The sequence below is a fragment of the Flavobacterium sp. RSP46 genome, assembly GCF_003984825.1.
Classification (GTDB): Bacteria; Bacteroidota; Bacteroidia; order Flavobacteriales; family Flavobacteriaceae; genus Flavobacterium.
In genome coordinates, this window is the sequence record NZ_RYDM01000001.1 from 336,837 (window position 1) to 359,877 (window position 23,041).

Here is a 23,041-nt window from a genome sequence, read left to right on the forward strand (position 1 = left end):
GAACTGAATCTTGGGCTAAAATGAATTGTTTTGGAGTAGCTTTTTCTTTTGCAAACAAAAAAAATCAGCGTTAATCGGTTTTATCCGTGTCATCCGTGTTCCAACTTTCCAGTTCTTTTGCTTTTTCGTAAACCAAATTACTTTCGTAGCCTTTTCGGAGTAAATAATCACAAAATTTTTTTCGTTTTTTCAACCGGTTTGCTTCCCGGATGGCCTCCCATTGTTTTTGGGAAATGCCGTCAAAGGTTGCGGTATATTCCTCATGCGTAATTTCTTTGAGCGCCAGATTAATATTGTATTGTGTGATTTTTCGGAATTTTAATTCATTGATAATTCTGATTTTGCCCCAAAACTTGATGCGGTGTTTTCCTCTGGCGAAACTGCAGGCAAAACGACTTTCATTCAGGAAATTACTACTGATCAGATGCACTACAATCGTATCGATTTCATCAGAGTCCATTTTCATGCTCCACAGCTTTTGTATTACTTCTTCGTGACAGCGTTCCTGATAAGCACAGTAGTGTTCAATTTTAGGAATGGCTGTTTTTAGGGTATATATGGGATTCATTTTTTTGTTTTTGCGCTTGTTCTTTATGGTTTAAATAGGTTCAAGCATTCTCATTGTGGGTTTCAAAAATAAGATATTAAATTTAAAGTGTCGCAGGACGGGAAACAGGAATTTATTTTTTGTTGTTTTAGCTAGGAAAAAGGCTTAGGGTTTGAAACAAAGCGACTGTTATAAAGCCAGTTAAGATGGTGTGAATGATTTTTTAAGAGAAATGGTAGAAGATTTTTAATAGTTAAAACATGTATTTCAACAGAATATTTTGCGCTTGGTCGATTAAATTAGGTTTTATTTAAAATACGGAACGATATTACCAGAATAGTTGATTTTACTTATTTTTTGTATTTAAAAGAATTAGAGATTTAGCTGTAAGATGCTTAAATAAATATCATAACATGAATAAAAAATTACTTTTATTAATTGCATTCTTTTTTAGTTTTGGTTTAGGTTATGGTCAAGTAGTAAATTACTCTTTTTCGCAAGCTAGTGGTACCTATGCAGCTTTAAATGGTGTGTTGATTAGTCCTTGGGACGATTTTGTAAGCGATAATACTATCCCAATTGGATTCTCATTCAATTTTAATGGAATTAATTATACTACGTGTTCTGTTAACTCTAACGGGTATATCACCTTCGGCACCACACTTTCTTCCGCTACAAGTTATACTCCTATATCTTCAAATACTGGTTTTGAGGGTGCAATTAGTGCTTTGGGAATGGATCTGTTTAGTGCTAATTCTGCGATAGTTTATAGTTCAATAGGAAGTGCTCCCAATAGAGTTTTTGTATTGCAATGGACCAACGTGCGTCGATATGAGGGTAGAACGGCTAGAAATGGTGACTTCAATTTTCAGATTAGATTGAATGAATCATCAAATACAATTCAAGTAATTTATGGTGGTTGTGCTACAACTTACGCAGGTAGTCTGACTGCTCAAGTTGGATTACGTGGATTAAATAATACTGATTTTAATAATAGATTAGTAACTAATAACTGGCCTACATCTACAGTAGGTGTTAATAATACCGCTAGTTGTAGAACAGGTAGTGGTTCAGGAGAACTGCCGCTTAATGGTTTAACCTATACATGGACACCAAATCCTATCATAACTAGTTTTACACCAAGCAATGCTTGCGCTGCATCTGGAGTTTCAGTAATTATTACAGGAAGAAATTTTACAGGAACAACGGCAGTAAATTTTAATGGGATTCCGGTATCATTTACAGTAAATAGCAATACACAAATAACGGCTCAATTACCAGCTACAGCCACAACTGGATTTATAACTGTAACTACTTCTGGTGGGACGGGGACGAGTCTTAGTAGTTTTACGGTAAGTACACCTGTAGGAGATCAAATATCTTATGGTAATAATTCCTGGTTAGGTTATGTGTATGCTAACACAAATGGAAGTCCACCTAGTAATGCTTTTACAACTACCTATAGGGGGTATGTTACGCAAACGGAGAATTTTGATTTAAATTTAGTTGACGGAGCGCTTTCAGGGCCTAATGTATGTGGTAGTTATACTGATAATTTTGCGGTACGATTTAAAATGAATAGAAACTTACCGGCAGGATGCTATACATTTACAGTAGGTGGTGATGATGGGTATCGTTTAAGTTTAGACGGAGGTCTAACGTATGTTATAAATAACTGGAGCGATCATTCGTACCAAGAAACAACCTCTACGGTTTACCTTAGCGGGGCTACTAATTTTGTGCTAGAATATTATGAAAATTTAGGGCAGTCACGTGTGCGGTTTTCATCCACATTTTCAGCACTTGGGATACCTGTTGTGGGAGCCATAACGCAACCTACTTGTGCACTAGCAACTGGAAGTGTTTCATTAAGCGGTTTGCCAGCAACTGGATCTCGAACCATTATTGCAACTCCAAATACAGCAGGCTTGACAGGGTTAACGGGAACGGGAGAAATTACAACTGTTGGAGGTTTGGTAGCAGGAACAACCTATACATTTGCAGTTTCAAATGGAACGTGTACGTCCTCAGTGAGCTCTAATGTTGTAATCAAGCCATTGCCATTGGTAGCTTCATTCAATGGGACTTGGACAAATGGTCCGCCAACTATTGAACAAAGCATCGTTTTTTCAGGTAATTATACCTCCATTGGAAACTTAGAAGGCTGCGATTGCACTGTAAACGCTGGAGTTCAAGTGAATGTACAATCCGGTCATACTCTCAAAATAACGAATGCTGTAAAAGTAAATACAGCTCTGGGTACCAGTTTGATATTCGAAGACAACTCTAGCTTGGTCCAAATAAATGAGGATCCTGATATAAATACAGGAAACATCGTTTATAAACGTAAATCAGGGGTAATTAGGAAATCAGATTATACCTACTGGTCGTCGCCCGTTGCTTTTCAGCCCCTAATTAAGGTATCTCCAAATACAAACCCAAACAGGTTTTGGTCCTTTAACGCAGCAACAAACAGCTGGGTACCGGAAAACTCAGCAAATATAATGGGCAGAGGAAAAGGATATATTATTCGTGGACCTGAATTTTTTCCTGCACCAAATCCGACATCTGATGTAATTCAAGTACCTTTTGAAGGTGTTCCGCATAACGGGCAATTTGAGATTGATATAGCAAGTGCTGGAACTTCAAATTTAATTGGGAATCCGTATCCTTCGGCACTAGATGCTGAATCGTTCTTAAGAGCAAATAGTTCAGTATTGCAGGGGACTCTTTATTTCTGGACTCACAATACTGAGATTCGTGCAGCAACTGATGCTAGTAGCGGAAGCTCGGGGCAATTAGTTTATATTTCGGATGATTATGCTTCTTATAATCTTTCGGGAGGTGTTGGAACTGCAATAGTAAAGGGGAATACAGAATCAGGTATAGAGAAAGAGGCTAATAAACCATCGGGTAAGATTGCCTCAGGACAAGGTTTCTTTGCAACTGGTCTAATGACGGGGAAAGCAATATTCAAAAATAGTATGAGAGTGGGTGTAGGCACTATCACGGGAGATAATGAGCAGTTTTTTAAAACTACCCAAAGCTCAAAAAACACGAATGCAGTCGAGAAAAACCGTGTTTGGCTCAATTTAACAAATGATAAAGGTGCTTTCAAGCAAATGCTGGTTGGGTATCTGGATGGTGCTACTAATGGTTATGACAATGCCTTTGATGGTGTAAATAATAATGGAAATCAGTTTGTTGATTTTTATAGTATCAACGAAGATAAGAAATTAACCATACAAGGAAGGGCTTTACCCTTTGATGAAAACGATATTGTGCCATTGGGATATAGTTCTGTAATTCAAGGTAGTTTTTCAATTGGTATTGATGAGGTCGATGGGATTTTTAGTTCTCAGAATGTTTACCTTGAAGATAAAAGTAACAATAGTATTTATGATCTAAAAAAAGCAGTTTATACTTTTAGCACTGAAAAAGGAACCTTTAATGATCGTTTTGTATTGCGTTATACGGACAGGACATTAGGAGTTGGCGATTTTGATACTGCCGCGATGCAGGTTTTAGTATCTGTAAAAAACAAGCAGATAAAAATCAACTCATCAGTAGAAACTATTGATAAAGTTTTTATTTATGATGTGCTGGGCAAGCAAATTTATAAAAAAACAAATGTTGATAACACTGAATTAGTAATCCCAAATTTAGGATCAAGTGAACAAGTTCTAATTGTAAAAACAGTGTTGCAAAATGGTGAGACAGTTACAACAAAAACGGTGTATTAAAAGCATCATACAACAATACATTCCAAGCCCATTTTGTGTAAACAAAACGGGCTTTTTTTGTTTAAATAGTTTTTTGAAGCTATTTGTATGTTGATTTGCTCTTGTTTTTGGACAAAACTACCAATTAATTTTAAAAACGGTTCTCGATACACGTCACTTCAAATGCGAAGCGTATCGAGAAGTTTTGTTTCGTTTTGCTACACAAAAAAATATGCGAACTGACGTTTTTAATAATTGTACCCAACGGGTTGTACTAGTCCGAATGAATACCGAATGTTTTTTTTGACATAAATTTCCAAAAATTGATTGCATCATTATATTGAAAATCGGTGCTAAGCTGTGGGGTCTGTGTCCATTTTTAAAAAAAATAGAGGAATACCGACAAGCATATGAAAAAAACAAGAGCCTAATTCAGTGTGTTATTTTTAGTTTAAATATCACTAAATGTGGGTATTGTGATTGCAAAAGATTGTATTTACTTTTATAAAGTTATCGCTGATATTTCTTTATCAAATGAATTTCAACAAAAAAAGCAACAATTTAAAACAACCCATATGGCACGTAATCTTTTAGTACAGTCATGAATTTTCGGAGAGCTCAAGCAAACGCCGGAAATTCAATTTTAGACATCAAAATACGACACTTTACTATTTTTTTCTTCTTCCTTTTTATTAATGTAGCTTTTTCACAACAAGGAAAGTCAGATGTTGCATTCAACACGTATGATGACGGTTTGCAAGGCGATGGTTTTGATGGAACCATAAGAACTGTTGCTTTGCAAACGGATGGGAAACTAATTGTTGGAGGTGATTTTTTAAATTTTAATGGGGCTTCAACTCCATATTTGTGTAGGTTACTGCCGGACGGTTCCAAAGATCTTTCGTTCAATTTAGGTTCGGGCATCGAAGGCAAAGTATATTGTTCCTTAATACAACCGGATGGGAAGATTATTTTAGGCGGTTCTTTTGTAACCTTTAACGGTGTAAATGTTGCAAAACTAATCCGTTTAAATGCTGATGGAACTAGAGATGTAACTTTTAACTCTTCTGCTGGGACTACCAATAATATAATATATTCATGCGATTTGCAATCAGATGGTAGTATTGTAATTTGTGGCAGTTTTACCGGTTACAACGGAGTTCCCGCACCTAGGGTAGTTCGAATTTTGCCTAATGGAAATATTGACACAGGCTTTGCAATAGGTAGTGGCGCTGGCTCCCTTGTTGAAGAAATCAAAATTCAAGCTGATGGTAAAATAATTTTGGGAGGATCTTTTATTTCCTTTAATGGGACTGCTTGCGGAAGAATAATTCGATTGAATAGCAATGGGACTGTTGACGCTACTTTTGTTCAAGGAGCCGGTTTTGATGATGATGTGTCAGCACTTGCGACACAAGCGGATGGGAAAATTTTAGTAGGAGGTGTGTTTTTAAATTTCAATGGTGTTAAAGCCAGTAGAATAATTCGGTTGAATAGCGATGGTTCTGTTGATTCTAATTTTAGCACTGGCTCAGGGTTTAGTGGGGGTGTTGTAGCGGTTGTGAAACTAAATCCGGCTGGAGGTGTTTTGGTTGGGGGATCTTTTACGGGGACTTATAATGGAACAGCTGTTAATAGATTAGTTTTACTGGAAGCAAATGGAGTTATTAATCCTGCCTTTGATATTGGGGCAGGCCCGTTTTCGGCATCCGTTCTTGATTTAGCTACTGCATCTGATGGTTCTTGGTACGTTAGTGGGTCGTTTTCTGTTTTTGATTCCCAAAACCAAGGACGTTTGGCGCGAATTGATGCTTTTGGCGCTTTAGACATTGGATATCTTACTGCTGGAGTTGGTTTTGATAATTCTGTTTTAAAAGTAAATGCGTTATCAGATAATAAAACGATGGTTTTTGGAAATTTCACCAAATTCAACGGAACGATGTGCAACCGAATTGCAAGGTTATCAGAAGACGGAGCAATTGATGTTTCTTTTAATAATTCTGGTGCTGGAGCCAATAATTCTATAAAAACCGCTATTGTACAACCGGATGGCAAAGTTGTTATTGCAGGTGTTTTTACATATTATAATGGTGTCGTAAGGAACAGGATTGCCAGGGTTCTGGCAAATGGAGACATTGATGCGGTTTTCTCTATTGGAACCGGATTTAACAATCAGGTGTATGCTTTGGCGGTACAGTCAGATGGAAAAATAATTGTCGGTGGAAATTTCACAAGTTACAATGGGGTTTTGAAGAATAGAATCGCTCGATTATTACCCGATGGAACTTTAGACACCAGTTTTAATACCGGTTCTGGAGCTGATGCTATCGTAGAAAATATTTTATTGCAACCCGATGGAAAAATTGTTTTAGGTGGCCAGTTTTCTTTTTTTAATGGGATTTCGTATAATCGGATGGTTCGCCTGAATGCGGATGGAAGCGTAGATCCTGGATTTTCTATAGGAACTGGTTTTGACAAAAATGTGTATGCAATAGCACTACAATCAGATAATAAACTGATTGTTGGTGGGACATTTACAACATACAAAGGCGTTTCCGCAAAAAGAGTGTTGCGATTGAACAGTGATGGGAGTTTAGATATCACTTTTGCAACGGGATTGGGATTTAGTAATGGAGAAATTAGGGCAGTTTTAGTCCAGCCCGATGATCGCTTATTAATTGGCGGAACGTTCTCCGGTACATACAACGGGACAGCTGTGAGGCGAATGGTTCGGTTACTAGCAACGGGAGATGTTGACACGACATTTTCTGTGAATTTGAATAATACGTTGTTTAGTATTTGTTTTACTCCCAATAATAAAGTGCTTATTGGAGGAAACTTCAATTCGGTTTCAGGTGTAACTAAACATCGAATAGCCCGAATTAAACTCTGTTCCAATAGCTCCGTTTGGAATGGGAGTTCCTGGAATAATGGAATACCATCTGCTGAAAAGACACTGCTTTTTCAGGGAAATCACCCCTCATTTACAACAGTAAACTCCTGTTCTTGTTTCATTAGTGCAGGGAACACGGTTACAATTCCGGCAGGAAATACGTTAGGATTGGTTTTCGATTATTCTGGTTCAGGCACATTAATTTTAGAAAACAATGCGGCATTGTATCAATATGAAGATCAGGTCAGTAATTCCGGAGTGATTCAATTAAAAAGAAAAACAACGCCCATTCTCCTCACAGATTATACCTATTGGTCTTCGCCTGTTTCAAATCAAAAACTGATTGATGTTTCTCCTGATACGCATTGGGATAAGTTTTATTCCTTTGATGCTTCAAGGAATTCATGGGCTAATGAGATTTCAACAAACGTAATGTCAGTTGGTAAAGGATATATTATTCGTGGTCCGAAAACTTTTTCAGAAACGAGTGCAGCAAATTATGAAGCTATTTTTGCGGGAGTTCCCAATAATGGGTTGGTGTCAGTGCCAATTGCGGCCACAGGTACGTCAAATTTGATTGGCAATCCGTATCCTTCAGCGATTAACGCAGATTTGTTTATAATTGCAAACAAAGAAACTATGGATGGAACTATTTATCTCTGGACACACAATACGGCTATTAATAAGAACGTATATACTTCAGATGATTATGCGGTGTATAACTTGTTGGGAGGCGTTGGTACGAGTGCTGCAACTAATTCAGGCGTTAATAATACTAAGCCAGACGGGAAAATAGCTTCAGGACAATCTTTTTTTATGACGAGTATCAATGGTGGTGGGACAGCTATTTTTAATAACAGTATGCGTGTGATTGGTCAAAACGCTAGTTTTTTTAAATCAAGTGCCATTAATAAATCAAAATCTGAGGCTATAGAAAAAGACCGAATTTGGTTAAATTTGAGTAATAATGAAGGTGCTTTCAAACAAATCTTAATAGGATATGCAACGGGAGCGACAAATGATTTTGACCGTTCTTTTGACGGTGAGAGTTTTGAAGGAAATCAATATTTAGACTTTTATAGTAGGAGTCAAGATAAGAATTTAGTAATTCAGGGGCGTGCATTACCGTTTGAAGAGACAGATGAAATAAAATTAGGTTTTAGCAGTAAAGTAGCAGGAACTTTTATCATTAAAATAGATCAGACAGATGGAGTGTTAGTCAATAAAAATGTTTTTATTGAGGATAAATTAAATAATAATCTTGTTGATATAACAAACGAAAGCTATGCTTTCACTACTGCTGTGGGAATATTTGATGATCGTTTCGTTTTGCGATATACAAATAAAAACCTAATTTCGGATGAATTTATAAAAGAAGATGAATCTGTTTTTGTATCGACTAAAAACAAAGAGTTGCAAATAAAATCAACCAAAGAATTCATAGAGCAGGTTGTTGTATACAATTTAGCAGGAAGTACAATTTATCAAAAAAACGAAATCGACAACAATGATTTCTCAGTTCTGAATTTACTTGTTGGTCATCAAGTTGTGTTGGTAAAAATAGTTTTGCAGCATGGAAGGGTTGTTACCAAGAAAATAGTGTACTAAAATAGAAGTCTAAAAAAACCATCTTGCTCCTGCAAGATGGTTTTGAGTCTTTATTCAAAAACGAAGATTATTTCCCTTTGCCAGATGCTTCAAGGTTCTTCTCGATGGTATGTCCTGGTCGTGACCATTTTGGTTTTTCACCCAAGGGAGCAAATTGAGAATCTACAGCTTCAACGGTTTGAGGCTGAGAAACTTTTGTAAAGGGTTTTTGTGGATTTAAACCTAACATTTCAAACATTTTCATGTCTTCATTTACGTCAGGATTTGGAGTGGTCAATAACTTATCTCCAGCAAAAATGGAATTGGCACCAGCAAAAAAGCACATGGCTTGACCTTCACGACTCATGTTCATTCTTCCCGCAGAAAGGCGGACTTGGGTTTCTGGCATGATGATTCGGGTTGTGGCTACCATTCGGATCATTTCCCATATTTCAACTGGTTTTTCTTCTTCCATTGGCGTTCCTTCCACAGCAACCAAGGCGTTTATAGGCACTGACTCCGGTTGTGGGTTTAAGGTAGAAAGTGCGACAAGCATTCCAGCTCGGTCTTCAATACTTTCTCCCATTCCAATTATTCCGCCGCTACAAACAGTGACATTTGTTTTACGAACATTTTCTATAGTTTGCAAACGGTCTTCAAATCCGCGGGTCGAAATTACTTCTTTATAATATTCTTCAGAGGTGTCTAAATTATGGTTGTAAGCATATAAACCAGCTTCTGCCAGTCGATGTGCTTGGTTTTCAGTGATCATTCCAAGGGTACAACACACTTCCATATCCAGTTTGTTTATGGTACGGACCATTTCCAGTACCTGGTCAAATTCAGGACCATCTTTTACATTTCTCCAAGCGGCGCCCATGCATACACGGGATGATCCGCTTGATTTTGCACGCAAAGCTTGTGCTTTTACCTGACTTACTGACATTAAATCATTGCCTTCAATTTCAGTATGATACCGTGCGGCCTGTGGGCAATAGCCACAATCCTCCGGACATCCACCTGTTTTTATAGAGAGTAAAGTAGATACCTGAACCACGTTAGGATCATGGTGTTCTCTATGAATAGAAGCTGCTTCATACAGCAAGTCCATCATAGGTTTGTTATATATTGCGATAATTTCGTCTTTGGTCCAATTGTGTTTTGTAATGCTCATTGATACTATTTTTTGATGGCTCAAAAGTAGTTAAATTGTTCTAAAGAACCAATGTAATACCATTGAAAAGCCGGTTCTGGAAATTTTAATAGCCAAATTAAGCAGATGTATACCGGTGTTTTTATATTCCATAAATTCTGGGTGTAGTACTGTAGATACAACGGTTTATTGATACAGCGGATTTTAGAATTTAATAATACCGTTGCAAAGACCAATATTAATTGTGCTTTGCGACGGTATTAGAGGAAGGATTAATTTAAAATATAGGTTATGATTCAGCTCCGTGTTTGTCTGATGCATAGCGGGGGTCCCAATACAACATAAGCATAAAGGTGACAACTACAGCGGATACTATCCCTTCAAAAAACAAAGAAATGGAATACGTCATCACCGACGGATCCCCGCCAAATAAAAAGGTTTTGGATAGTGATCCCACATAAGCATCACCACCTTTGGAATAACTGTAAATAATTAAGCCAATAATGCTCAAAAATATTCCTGTAAGCGCCGTTAATAATGCTGAAACCGCATTAGAAACTAATATTGTTTTGTTTTCGGAAAAATTAGCCTTTAGTGTTCTATGGGCGCCGTAAAAGACAAACAACACGTTAAATAAACGCAACAAATAAATATCTGCCAGGCCTAAAAGTTCCATTATTAAGAAATAAAGACCAATTCCTATGAAAATAATGAATCCGTTTACTAATTCTTTAGGTAGTTTCATACAGTTAGTTTTAAAATTTAAAAATGATACATTTCTTATAAAAAGCATCCTATTTTCAAATTTACAGAAAAAATAGTAATGTTTTATGAAAAAATCAATATTTATTCCAATAGGCAAGTGCTGTTTTTTTGTCTTTTTCAAGTTGTTCTTTTAGTACGTCAACTGATTCGAATTTTTGTTCGGAACGAATTCTTTGAAGTATCGAGACACTAATATCTTGATTGTATAAATCAGCATCGAAATCAAAGTAATGAATTTCTATCGACTGATTTTGTCCATCAACAGTAGGATTGAACCCAATGTTCATCATCCCGAAAACCGTTTTTTGATTGATACTACTTTGTACAATGTACACTCCATTTTGTGGAATCAGTTTGTAGTTTTCTTCAATTTTTAAGTTAGCCGTTGGAAAACCGATAGTCCTTCCCAGCTGTTTTCCTTGAATAATTTTCCCAGTGAGTGAATAATCATAGCCTAAATATTCATTAGCCAGCGCCATATCACCTTCTAATAAGGCCTTTCTGATTTTAGTGGAACTCACGGAAATGGCATTGATTTCCTGAACGGATATTTGTTCTACTTCAAAATTATACTCTTTTCCAAAGGCGATAAGATCATCAATATCAGCTGTTCGATTTCGTCCAAATCGATGGTCGTGGCCTATTATTATCTTGTGGATGTGAAAACGATCTACGAGAATAGTACTTACAAATTCTTCGGCAGTCAATCTTGAAAAAGTTTCGTCAAAAGGATGGATGACAAGGTTTTCGATACCAATTTTTTCCAACAAATCAATTTTCTCAGTGATAGTGTTGAGTAATTTTAGATCAGAATGTTCCTGTAAAACCATTCGGGGATGCGGAAAAAAAGTAAGTACCAGACTTTCGTAATTCTCGTTTTCCGTATTTTGGGTCAGTTTATTCAGGATTTTTTTGTGCCCAATATGGACACCATCAAAGGTACCCAACGTTAGAATTGTTTTTTTTGGGGAAACGAAATCGTTTATAGAATGAAAAATCTTCAAAGCAAGTGTTTTATAATGGTGCAAATTTAAGGTATACAATTGATATAATTAAAAAAGGATTGAAAAGTTCAATGCTTTTTTAATGTATTATAGCCTTTAATTTATTTTTTAATAAACGGAATAGTAGTCGTTTCAGATTGATTTTTCGATAATTTTAAAAAATAAATACCTTGCGATAAATGGGAGACGTTTATCTGAAGATCCTCCGCTGATTCTATTTTTTTTGATTTTAGGATCTGACCTAAAGTATTGATAATAGTGTAAACCTCCGGAGTATTGAGTTTGTTCTCACTAACTACGTTCAGGATGTTAGAGGTGGGATTTGGGTAGAGGTAAACCGAATTTAATTTTTCTATATCGACGGTAGATAATGATCCAATTCTAAAACTTTTAGATTGGGTTCCCCCAAAGGCTCCTCCGGTAGCAATAATTTCATTCGTAGGGGTTGATACAGTGTAAGAGCCATTTCCGAAATCACAACAGATACCATCATCTTGAGTATCAAATATAGTAAAAGTGTAACAATCATTGCCTGCGAGATCGAAGGTTGCCTTGATTGGATCAGGAAGCGGCCCGGTTTCTGGAAGATCTGTATAAGGGCCTCCTTTGTATAACACGGTTCCGGCTGAATTTGTAAGATTCCAGGTGGTTTCTGAACCATAATAGTCTTGTTGTAAGGAGAAAACTACTGTATTGCTGGCGTAATTTTTTGTAATGTCAAAATTTATAGTATCGCTGTTGTTGGCGCTGTTTTGATCCGTTTTCCTATTGGTACTAGTTATTGTACTGCTGAAATCATGATTGCCTCCAGTAGTAGTCAAACTATTTAAAGTAATATTTTGGGATTCGTTATTTGCCAGGCTTCCAGTCCAATTATAGGTTTGCAGGTTGTTATTATCAATTCCATAACTGATTGAGGCTTGAGTCAATGTTGCGCTGCCTTTATTCACGATTCTAATAACAGGAATAAAGCTAGTGCCGCAAGGAGGAATGTTTAAGTTTATAACCATTGTTGAAGCATCATTGGCAAAGATGACACCCGGGGTAAGTGCATCCGAAGTTTTCAAAGAAGCCCGTCTTACGGAATTATTCATTACAGTAATCATTCGTGCTTTTTGATCTGCTGTAAAGATGTTCATACAAGTGTCATCCGTATAGTCCATATAATTTTCAACCATATCTAAGCCTGGGGATGCGGGACAGGAATCAGTATTTGATGGGCAGCCCGTGTTTTCTTGTCCTGCATTAGGCGTATCTTCACAAAAATCGTCTACATTACAGCCTCCGTCTCCCCAAATGTGGCGCAGCCCAAGCCAGTGTCCTACCTCATGGGAGGTTGTTCTCCCTTTGTCATAAGGAGTAGTGTAGTTTCCTCCGGTAAAATAACTGGATGAACCAAAAAAAGTATAACCAATCACGACACCGTCAGTGTTAGCGAAGCCTTCATCTTGATTTATTCCCGGAAGTCCGGAAGCACTAGGAAATTGTGCGTATCCCAAAAGATCGGTTCTGGTAAATTTGACTACCCAAATATTAAGGTATTTTTCAGGATTCCATTGTGTTTGGGGTTTTAGAGAGCCATCAATATCGACAGTAGACCAGCTTTCTCGCCCTAAGTTTACATGGTTTATCCCGTTTGATAAAATGCCCGATGGATCTCGTTTAGCCAGTGCGAATTCTATTTCTACATCAGCTCCTACAGGATTGGTGTTGAATCCTGGAGTGTTAGCTTTTTTTCTGAAATCTTCGTTGAGTACTTGAATTTGAGAAATTACTTGTTGATCAAGAATGTTTTCATCACTGCCTAAAAGATCACCATTATGAATCACGTGAACGACAACCGGTATGGTAATTACTGCATTTGTTTTGAATCCTTGTGCAGCATTCTTTTTTTTATTTTTTTCGAGTTCAATCTTTGGTGTTATCCATTGTTCAAATTCAGCAGTAGATATTCTGTTTGGATTTTTGGATTTTAGGTATTCTTCATATTCTGTCGTGGCACATCGAATTACAGAACCTTCCGGAATGATTTTATTTTTGCCAAAAAGAAGCGCTTTTGAAGGGGTGTTATTTACTTGTGCAAACGTAGGATTGATTGAAAAAAAAAAGCACAGTGTAATAAAAAAAATAATTTTTTTCATATTATGGATGTGTTTAGAAAAGGGTAATTCAATGTGTTGATTTTTAGTGTGTATTAAAAACATGCATTAAAATTAATTATTATTTTTATCTAATACAAATTAAAAAAAACAGAGGCGTACAAAGGAAGCATATTCCTTTTTTTATTTCCCGTTAAATGTGGTCATGGTAATTTCCAGTCCGGAAGTTCCAAAGGATTTTATGATTTCGGAGGCTAATTCCAGTCGTTCCGTAAGCGCTGTTTTTTCAGTATCATCCCAGTCGCCAAGGACATAGTCAACTTGTTTTCCTTTTTTGAATTCGTCACTGATCCCAAAACGGAATCGGGCGTAATTTTGCGTATTCAATACCAGATTGATGTTTTTGAGTCCGTTGTGTCCGCCATCGCTTCCTTTTTGTCGGATGCGAATGGCTCCAAAAGATAGATTCAAATCATCGGTGATCACCAGAATATTTTCAAGTGGAATATTCTCTTTTCCCATCCAGTATTGCACGGCTTTTCCGCTCAAATTCATATATGTGTTGGGCTTGAGTAGCAAAAAAGTTCTTCCTTTGAATTTGTATTGGGCCAGTGTACCTAGTTTTACGGTTTCGAAAGTAACGCTTTCTTTCCGGGCGAGGAAATCCACGATTTTAAAACCAATGTTGTGGCGAGTGTTTACATACTCGGCGCCAATGTTGCCGAGTCCTATTATTAAAAATTTATTACTCACGTTTTCTATATTATTTTTTTGGTGTTCGAGAGCCTCTGATTTCCTACAATCTGTATTATTCTCAGTTTTTGTAGGTGAGAATAAATTTGAAATCCATTTTATCATACTGCAAAAATAGACTTAATTAGAATAGTGTACTATTAGATTTTTAGAAAATCGGTATTGGGAACAAAATAGTTCTGGATAGCCCTGATGGGAGTGGCATCCCGCGCTTTTTGGCGTGGATACAACGGACAGCAGGAGGGGCGTTGTTGTGAAAATGGGTAGTTGTGCTCCTCATAATTTAAAATAGGATAATGAGGTTTCTCGTTGCTCTAAATGAGAAAATAAAAAGCAAAAAAAAGCACCAGTTGTAGAACTGATGCTTTCTTGAATGATTGAAAAAATATTATTTTTTCTTTCCTTTTACGGGAGCTTTTGCTGCTTTTGCTGCCTCTTGAGCTGCTTTCATAGCGGCACGAGAGATTTTCACTTGACAAATTACAGTGTTGTCCGGGTGCATGATTTTGTAGTCCGGAGAAGCTACTTTAGTAACGTACAATTTGTTACCCATGTCTAAGGCAGTAATGTCAGCTTCAATAAAATCAGGAAGATTTTTTGGTAAAGCTTTTACTTTTAGTTTACGAGTGTTCAAACGTAAATCTCCACCGGCCATAACTCCTTTAGAGTTACCAATGATTTTTACAGGAACTTCCATAGTGATTTCTTTGTCATCAAATAATTGAAAGAAGTCAATGTGTAAGATCTTGTCAGACACCGGGTGAACCTGAATGTCTTGTAAAATAGCGTTAAATGATTTTCCTTCACCTAGATTGATCTCAACTGTGTGAGCGTTTGGGGTGTAAACCAAGTTTTTGAAAGCCATAACTTCTGCTGAGAAATGAACTGCCTGATTTCCTCCGTATAATACGCAAGGAACCAATCCAGCATTACGTAGGGCTTTAGTCGCAACTTTACCCACGCTTTCTCTTTCTGATCCTTTAATTGTAATCGATTTCATTGTAAAAAAATATAGTTATTAAATAATATTACTTGTTTGGCTTTTAGCTTTTGGCTATCAGCAAGACTTTATAACTTTAAGACATTGGACTTTACGACTAACGTATTACATTATAAATTTTCCACTTATGGAATTGTTGTGGTGCACCATGTGCATAACTTCAGCAAAAAGAGGCGCACAACTCAACACTCTTATTTTTTTTGATTCTTTCTTTAACGGAATAGAATCGGTGACGATTAATTCTAATAATTTAGAATTCTCTATTTTTTCGTAAGCATCCCCGGATAAAATCGCGTGTGTACAAATTGCTCGTACGCTCAGTGCTCCTTTTTCGATCATTAAATCTGCGGCTTTCGCCAAAGTGCCTCCGGTATCAATCATGTCATCTACTAAGATTACATTTTTACCTTTAACTTCACCAATCAATTCCATGGTGTCAATAATATTGGCTTCTTTTCTTTGTTTGTAACAAATCACCACATCCGATTCTAAGAATTTAGAATACGCATAGGCTCTTTTTGAACCTCCCATGTCTGGAGAAGCGATAGTCAGATTGTCTAAACCTAAACTTTTTACGTACGGCAAGAATATTGTCGATGCAAAAAGGTGATCTACCGGTTTTTCAAAGAATCCTTGAATTTGATCTGCGTGCAAATCCATGGTCATTACTCTTGTTGCGCCTGCAGCATCAAGTAAATTAGCCACTAATTTAGCTCCTATCGGAACTCTTGGCTTATCTTTTCTATCTTGTCTTGCCCAACCAAAGTAAGGAATTACTGCCGTTATGTGTCGTGCCGAAGCCCGTTTTGCAGCATCAATCATCAGTAACATTTCCATCAAATTATCTGCCGTTGGAAAAGTAGAACAAACGATAAAAACCCGTAATCCTCTGATAGACTCTTCATAAGAAGGCTGAAATTCACCGTCGCTGTATTTTGACATGGTGATTTTACCTAAAGGGATTCCGTATTGCTCTGCTATTTTTTCAGCCAGATAGACACTTTGTGAACACGCAAAAATTTTAGCTTCTGGTTCTAGGTGTGACATTTAATTTGTTGTTTTTATTCCGCTGCGCTCCATACTGTTGGCTTTGTCATTTGTATAAAGCCGTATGTTTGTATTTGCCTCGGGTGTAGTTAGTTGTGTGTTGTGTTTTTAACGAGGTGCAAATTTATAAAATTTATTCAACTCTGAAAGGAAAAAATTAAGTATTTTTAGTTGAACATTTAATATTATTTTTTACATTTGCACCGTGTTAAAGGAATTGATGGTTGATTTAAACACAACCACCTCTTTTATTGCGTTGAAATAACTGTTGTTATTTCATGTCTAGCTAAGCCCGGATGGCGGAATTGGTAGACGCGCTGGTCTCAAACACCTGTGGGAAACCGTGCCGGTTCGACTCCGGCTCCGGGTACAAAAACCGCTTCTTTCGAAGCGGTTTTTTTGTTTTATGTCACAACGAATTCCTGTGTAGTTTTGCTTTGTTTGCTATTGATTGCGGGTACGGAATTCAATTCCGCACGATCAAAGAGAGATGTATCCGGGCGATCTGGTTATTGAACAAAAAAAAAGGCGTTCCGTAATGGTTCGCCTTTTAACTCTTTTACTAAATCTTTAATTATTCAACTAAAGCAAGTGTTCTATTAATCAATTCCTTTTTGTGCTTTAAAACATCGTCAATGTGTTCTAAAGTATATTCATTGTTTTCAATAATCATTTTCATTTTTGAATCACTGAAAACTAATTTACAGATAACTTTTTTAGAATTGTCGTCAATACCAATATTGAGAAAGCTTTTGAAATCTTTGTAACCTAATCTTTCATTAGGAATTTTTTTGTCTTGAATTAACAAAGTTCTTATTGTGTGGTATGCTTGAATTTCTAATTCAGTAGTTACTACACCTAAAGAGTTTGAATTTGTTTCAGCAATAACTTTTTTATCATACAACGATTTTAACAATGAAGAATTAATTAAGCTTATCATTTTAACTTGTGTATCCTCATTAAACTTAGTTTTAAAATTCATATTTCTATGTATTATTTTTAATAAGTCTTTTGTTGGTGCTGTTAATTCCTTATACAATGCACTTTCAAAATCTTCAACAAAAACACATTCCTGTGCAGTTTGAATAATCTCTTTTATTAAAATATATCTTTTGTCAAATTTTATAAGTGTGTCTAAATCTTTATCTACATACTTACTCAAATTAAAAATAAAAAAAGGTTTACCATCAATTACGTTAGGATCTAAAACGTCAGAATAAAATCTATATTCAATACCATTTGTTAAAACTGCAATTTTAGAATTTTTAGTATTATTAAAATATCCATTTAATTGTCCAGCTTCCTTATCTGTTAATTTACTGCTTTGCTTTTTAGCTTCAATTAGAATAGTATCTTTTTTGTTTAAAACGATAGCATAATCAATTTTTTGACTTACCCGTTCTCCAAAATCAGCGTTGTATTCAGGAATTAAATCATTGGAAACATAGTTCAGCATCTCAAAAAAAGGCTCAATTAAGAACTTTCGTGTTTGTGCTTCATTTGTACTCAGTTCAATTGCATCATTAAGCTTAAAATTATCCAATGATTTTTTTAATTGATTGACCGCTTGTTTAGGTATGTTTATTTCCATAATATTTTTTGGTTTGGTTTTAGAAATCTAATCTACACATAATAAGTCATTTAAATTAAAAATGTTGTTATGTTTATTAATTTTATAAAATAAACTTTAGTGACATTTAAAAAAGACGTTCCGTTATGGTTCGCCTTTGCTATTTTATAAAATTACTTATTTAACATTTGGGCGTTAATAATTTTATTGTTATTATCTAAATATAATTTTTTGTAAAATACCGTATCGGGGGACATTTTAACTGCTAAAATCTTATAATATGTATTTTTACCCTTTAGTTTTGAAAGTGCATTTATGTCTTTACCATAAAGAGTTTGACACTGACTAACATCAGCTAAATATGATTCTCCAAATTTCATCATTTTTAAAGTGTATTTTAACTTAGAGGTTTCCATATCTTCAAGAGGAGTAATTCTATAGGTACCTAATTCATATTTTTTCATAAATTCATCATATTCTGTTTCTGCTTTTTCTTGTCTTTTTTTGTGATATTCTGCAATTTCATTGTACGCCTCTCTGTCTGACATTTCTATACAAGTATAATTAATGTCTTTTTTTTCTATATCTGAAAGATTTTTTTCAACCTCATTTTTAGCAATATTTATTTGTTCGTTATTTTTTGAACACGAAAATGAAATTAATGATATTATTGTAATTAGAAAAATTCTTTTCATCTTTATAAGTTTTAGATTAATAATACTCAAATGTAAACTATAAAAAATTATTTACTTTACGGTTTCCCGTAAACGAGTTAATTTATTTTCACATCATAAGTAAACTTTCAATTGTTCCCGACGGGAAACTCTCGGCTCTTTTTATTTTATCTAAAATCTTTTGATACCGTTTGGTTACTTTTCCGTTGTAGTGAGTTTTGAAATGTTTTTGATACTGCTCATTATAAACCTCATCTTTCAAAAATACCTTATCTAAGATTGAAACTAAAAAACGGTTTCTTTTGGATTCTATTTGTTTATCGTAATAAAAATATCGGAACGCCTCCCGGTGCAAAAAGTATTTAGAATTATGATACAATTTTCTGCATTGCTTTCCAGTATTCGGACAAATGAAATAATAAATTTCTCCTTTGCCTAAATTCGAGGGTATCGATTCAATACGTACATCATATTTTATACTTTCCCCGTTTTGAGTATATTCAAGCGTAATAAATTTTCTGTGTTCTAAAAGGATATCCTTTGGGTTTTGAGGTAAACGGGACTACAACAATAGTGTTCATATAAGTATTGACACTATTTGGCGAAACCACTAAACACGGTCTTATTTTTGATATTTCACTTCCTTTGGTTGGGTTTAAATCGACAAATACAATATCCCACTTTTTATACATCATCAATGCCATCTGTGAGGGTTGTATCAAAATCGTTAAAATCGGCTTCGGGTTCTATTTTCATTTTAGCGAGAATGCTTCCCCACTCGCTTCGCGGTGGCGTTGTTGTTTTTATGGGCTTAATAATCAAAGTGTTGTCTGTTAGTTCCATGACAACTTCTTTGGTGCCCAATGCATTTAGGAAGTCTTTAGGAATTCTAATCCCGTTAGAATTGCCTATTTTTATAATTTGTGTTTGGCGGACTTTTATCATCTAACAAATGTATTTACTTTTGTGGTTACTTTTTTGTTTTTTTAACATATTATCTCAAAGGAGTTTATAGAGTTTAGTTCATTACAATGAATTCCTGACATTCAAAGCACTCTTATTCTCAATTTGTTCTTTTGTACCTTTTAAAATCATCTGAGCCAAAATTCTTCCCATAACTTCAAAATTGGTTGAAATCGTTGTGATGCCGTTTTCAACTACCTTTTTAAGCGGGGTTTCGTTGTATGATATAATGCCGTAATCACTGCCCAATTGTAGGTTTTGCATTTTTGCTTTTTCTATAACGCTGACTAAATCCCGGTCACTCGGGATGATGTACACTTCGCCTTTATTAATTTCACGATTCTTAAATTCAGTGATGATTTCATAATCGAAAGCAAAGTCGCTGCAGAAATTTTCAAAACCTATTTTCATGCCCAGCGGTTCGCGAAATCCCGGGAAAATCATAATCAGTTTTTTGTATTTGTTCAATCTGGATTTCCCTTTCAGTAAGCCGTCATAAATGTCTTTTACGAAATTTTGATACACGGCAGGAAAGGATTTTAGTTCTGGATTGGTCTGGTCTAATATGTATACATCATTAACTGGTAGGGTTTTTATCACGGTGGCTGCCAAGGTTAAATTGGTCGGCATGATGATGTATTTGGTGTAATTGCCATTACTGTCATTAATTAGTTTCTGGAAAACAGGAGTATTAAAATGATGAAAGAAAATGTCTACCTGAACATTTGTACCAACGTTTTCCAGAAACGAATTATACAGGTCTTCTTTGAAAATATTCAATTCGTCAAAAAGTAAAAAAATCCGTTGTTTTATAGTGACTTCAACACTTTTTATATAATAGCCTTTGCCCGGAATGGCATAAATAATACCTCTTTTTTTTAATTCGTCGTAGGCTAGAAGAACCGTATCTCGAGACAATGAAAACTCTAAGCACACTTTATTTATTGAGGGGAGTTTGTCTCCTTTTATTAATTTTCCTTCTTCAATTCCCTTCTCAACGGTAATGATTATTTGTTTGTATTTAGGAACTCCAAGATTGTTTTGAATGGAAATTATTTTCATATAAAACGGAATTTCTTGGCAATATACAAAAACTGGTAGGTACTGGTATGTAAGTAACAGTAATTATTTTACTTTTGGTTTTAATATTTCATAAATAAATAATGAAAATAAAACACATATCACATTTTAAAGCTAATTCTGTAATGAAATTATTTGGTTTGATGCCAGATGGACAAGAGGTGTCGGTTTGTGAACTTATAAACAAAAATGGCATGCAACTTAAAGTTACCAATTACGGTGCAACTATTACTTCGTTGAAAATGCCACTGAAAAACGGTGCATTGGTAGATGTGGTATTGGGTTTTGATACTTTGGAGGCCTATATTAAATCATTTGATCTGAAAAGTGCGCCATACTTTGGAGCAACCATTGGAAGATATGCTGGCAGAATTAATAATGGCTTTTTTAGTTTGAACGGTAAAGCTTTTCATTTAAATAAAAACAGTAACAATAATTCGTTACATGGTGGAAATATTGGATTTAGTCAAAAAATTTGGCGGGTAAAAAACGTGAAAGAAGGGAAGAATCCATCAATAACTTTCGCGTATTTCAGTCCTGATGGGGAAGAAAATTATCCAGGAGGCTTATCAGTAGAAATCACCTATATGGTATCGGAAGACAATGAATTAATTATAGAGTATAAAGCCATTTCGACCGAAGATACAGTTGTGAATTTAACCCATCACAGTTATTTTAATCTCGATGGTCACGATTCTGATATTTTAGAACAAGAGTTAATCGTTAACGCTCAAAAAATGGTAGAGACTACTGATCAAAATAGTCCAACTGGTAGATTTTTGGATTTAGATAATAAACCTTTCGATTTTAATCAACCTAAAAAGTGTCCTCCAAAAATTGATGCCACTTTTGTATTAGAAAAGGAAAATGAATTTGCTGCTTCTCTTTTTAATAAAAACAATAATTTGAAAATGACCGTTTATACGAATCAACCTGGGGTTCATATTTATGTTGGTGGGAACTGTTTTAATACAATAAAAGGAAAAGAAAATGCAAATTATCATGCTTTGAGCGGTATTTGTTTTGAGACGCAAAATTTTCCTGATGCACCAAATCACGAACATTTCCCGAATGCTATTCTAAAAAAAGGTGAAATATATTATCATAAAACAAGTTATAAATTCCAATCTTTTTAAAATGAAAAATAGTAAAACTATATTGTCGTTGTTACTGTTATTTTTGTTTTTTACGTCCAGTAATTCTCAAACGAATGTGGATCATACGCCAACTCCAATAGTTGCTACTTTTGCAAAAGGAGCTGATATAGGATGGTTGCCGCAAATGGAAGCCACAGGATATAAATTTTATGATACTGACGGTATTGAAAAAGATTGTTTGCAACTCCTAAAGGACAGAGGAATGAATACCATTCGGCTTCGTGTTTGGGTCAATCCAAATGACGATAAAGCCAGTGGGTATTGCAGCAAGGAAGAAACCGTTTTCATGGCTTTGCGTGCGCAAAAAACGGGAATGCGCATCATGATCAATTTTCATTATAGCGATTCGTGGGCAGATCCTGCCAAACAATTTAAACCCAAAGCCTGGGCAAATCATACTTTTCAGGAGTTAATGACGGATGTGTATGATCATACTTTTGATGTTTTGAATGCCTTGAAATCAGCAGGAGTTACTCCGGAATGGGTTCAGGTAGGCAATGAAATTCCAGGTGGAATGATGTGGCCGGAAGGAAGTACCAAAAACTGGAATCAATTGGCACAATTACTCAACAAAGGGTATGAAGCTACAAAAGCTATTGATCCTAAAATTAAAGTAATCGTTCATCTTGACGAAGGAAATAATAATGAAAAATTCAGATTATTTTTTGATAACGCTACAGCAAATAATGTAAAGTACGACGTGATTGGACTGTCCTATTATCCTTTTTGGATCAAGAAAGATTACACAGAAACTATTGCGGATTTAGCGTATAATCTAAACGATATGGTGGACAGATACAACAAAGAAGTGATGGTTGTAGAAGTTGGTGGGGAATATGACAAAGCGCAAAATACGTACGAAATGTTAGCAGCAACAATCAAAGCAGTCGAAGCGGTACCAAATAATAAAGGACTTGGCGTAATGTATTGGGAGCCGCAGGGCGAAAAAAGCTGGAGCGGTTATTCCCTGAGCGCTTGGCAGTCTGACGGAAAACCATCAATGGCTTTAGATGCGTTTAAGGATTAG

At 35.6% G+C, this 23,041-nt stretch carries 17 protein-coding genes and 1 tRNA gene; 5 read left to right on the forward strand and 13 right to left on the reverse strand.

Features of this window, described 5'->3' with window-relative positions; genetic code table 11:
- Positions 1 to 70: 70 nt before the first annotated feature.
- On the reverse strand, positions 71 to 568 hold the full coding sequence (locus EKM01_RS01515; RefSeq protein ID WP_126458127.1) for a regulatory protein RecX: 498 nt from the start codon (positions 566 to 568) through the stop codon (positions 71 to 73).
- A 392-nt stretch (positions 569 to 960) separates the two neighbouring features.
- Between EKM01_RS01515 and EKM01_RS01520 the strand changes: the two genes are divergently transcribed.
- Both EKM01_RS01520 and EKM01_RS01525 read left to right on the forward strand, forming a co-directional pair.
- On the forward strand, positions 961 to 4,290 hold the full coding sequence (locus tag EKM01_RS01520) for a T9SS sorting signal type C domain-containing protein (protein WP_126766446.1): 3,330 nt from the start codon (positions 961 to 963) through the stop codon (positions 4,288 to 4,290).
- Positions 4,291 to 4,870: 580 nt separating this feature from the next.
- Entirely contained in the window at positions 4,871 to 8,770 is a 3,900-nt protein-coding gene (locus EKM01_RS01525; RefSeq protein WP_126766450.1) for a T9SS sorting signal type C domain-containing protein, read from the forward strand.
- Between the two features lie 67 nt (positions 8,771 to 8,837).
- On the opposite strand, the gene bioB is transcribed toward EKM01_RS01525, so the two are convergent.
- The 7 genes from bioB to EKM01_RS01560 form a co-directional block, all read right to left on the reverse strand.
- A complete protein-coding gene (gene bioB, locus EKM01_RS01530) occupies positions 8,838 to 9,923 on the reverse strand; it encodes a biotin synthase BioB (RefSeq protein WP_126458136.1) in 1,086 nt (361 codons plus the stop codon).
- Between the two features lie 268 nt (positions 9,924 to 10,191).
- Positions 10,192 to 10,647: a hypothetical protein gene (locus EKM01_RS01535; RefSeq protein ID WP_126458139.1), complete on the reverse strand. Its 456-nt coding sequence runs from the start codon at positions 10,645 to 10,647 to the stop codon at positions 10,192 to 10,194.
- A gap of 94 nt (positions 10,648 to 10,741) precedes the next feature.
- Entirely contained in the window at positions 10,742 to 11,671 is a 930-nt protein-coding gene (locus EKM01_RS01540) for a bifunctional riboflavin kinase/FAD synthetase (RefSeq protein WP_126553049.1), read from the reverse strand.
- A gap of 101 nt (positions 11,672 to 11,772) precedes the next feature.
- The gene (locus EKM01_RS01545) at positions 11,773 to 13,812 is read right to left on the reverse strand and encodes a M43 family zinc metalloprotease (protein ID WP_158616077.1); all 2,040 of its coding nucleotides are present in this window, start codon (positions 13,810 to 13,812) and stop codon (positions 11,773 to 11,775) included.
- A 141-nt stretch (positions 13,813 to 13,953) separates the two neighbouring features.
- Positions 13,954 to 14,628 (reverse strand): aminoacyl-tRNA hydrolase, encoded by a 675-nt coding sequence (gene pth / locus EKM01_RS01550; RefSeq protein ID WP_126458148.1) that lies wholly within the window; start codon positions 14,626 to 14,628, stop codon positions 13,954 to 13,956.
- Positions 14,629 to 14,911: 283 nt separating this feature from the next.
- Positions 14,912 to 15,523: a 50S ribosomal protein L25/general stress protein Ctc gene (locus EKM01_RS01555; RefSeq protein ID WP_126452005.1), complete on the reverse strand. Its 612-nt coding sequence runs from the start codon at positions 15,521 to 15,523 to the stop codon at positions 14,912 to 14,914.
- A gap of 105 nt (positions 15,524 to 15,628) precedes the next feature.
- Positions 15,629 to 16,570 carry a ribose-phosphate pyrophosphokinase gene (locus EKM01_RS01560; RefSeq protein ID WP_126458151.1) on the reverse strand — a complete coding sequence of 314 codons (942 nt, stop codon included), beginning with the start codon at positions 16,568 to 16,570 and terminating at the stop codon, positions 15,629 to 15,631.
- A gap of 290 nt (positions 16,571 to 16,860) precedes the next feature.
- On the opposite strand from EKM01_RS01560, the gene EKM01_RS01565 reads away from it, so the two are divergent.
- Positions 16,861 to 16,940 (forward strand) — tRNA-Leu (locus tag EKM01_RS01565).
- Positions 16,941 to 17,144: 204 nt separating this feature from the next.
- On the opposite strand, the gene EKM01_RS01570 is transcribed toward EKM01_RS01565, so the two are convergent.
- The 5 genes from EKM01_RS01570 to EKM01_RS01590 form a co-directional block, all read right to left on the reverse strand.
- The gene (locus EKM01_RS01570; protein ID WP_126766458.1) at positions 17,145 to 18,161 is read right to left on the reverse strand and encodes a type I restriction enzyme HsdR N-terminal domain-containing protein; all 1,017 of its coding nucleotides are present in this window, start codon (positions 18,159 to 18,161) and stop codon (positions 17,145 to 17,147) included.
- A 152-nt stretch (positions 18,162 to 18,313) separates the two neighbouring features.
- Entirely contained in the window at positions 18,314 to 18,835 is a 522-nt protein-coding gene (locus EKM01_RS01575) for a hypothetical protein (RefSeq protein ID WP_126766463.1), read from the reverse strand.
- Between the two features lie 479 nt (positions 18,836 to 19,314).
- Positions 19,315 to 19,509, reverse strand: coding sequence for a type II toxin-antitoxin system PemK/MazF family toxin (locus EKM01_RS01580; protein WP_158616078.1), 195 nt, complete (start codon positions 19,507 to 19,509; stop codon positions 19,315 to 19,317).
- On the reverse strand, positions 19,499 to 19,759 hold the full coding sequence (locus tag EKM01_RS01585; protein WP_126766472.1) for an AbrB/MazE/SpoVT family DNA-binding domain-containing protein: 261 nt from the start codon (positions 19,757 to 19,759) through the stop codon (positions 19,499 to 19,501). The genes EKM01_RS01580 and EKM01_RS01585 overlap by 11 nt, the downstream gene beginning before the upstream one ends.
- 81 nt (positions 19,760 to 19,840) lie before the next feature.
- Complete coding sequence (locus tag EKM01_RS01590; RefSeq protein WP_126766476.1) at positions 19,841 to 20,839, reverse strand: GntR family transcriptional regulator; 999 nt, start codon at positions 20,837 to 20,839, stop codon at positions 19,841 to 19,843.
- Between the two features lie 101 nt (positions 20,840 to 20,940).
- On the opposite strand from EKM01_RS01590, the gene EKM01_RS01595 reads away from it, so the two are divergent.
- A complete protein-coding gene (locus tag EKM01_RS01595) occupies positions 20,941 to 21,993 on the forward strand; it encodes an aldose epimerase family protein (protein ID WP_199749382.1) in 1,053 nt (350 codons plus the stop codon).
- Between the two features lies 1 nt (position 21,994).
- Positions 21,995 to 23,041 carry a glycosyl hydrolase 53 family protein gene (locus EKM01_RS01600; RefSeq protein WP_126766481.1) on the forward strand — a complete coding sequence of 349 codons (1,047 nt, stop codon included), beginning with the start codon at positions 21,995 to 21,997 and terminating at the stop codon, positions 23,039 to 23,041.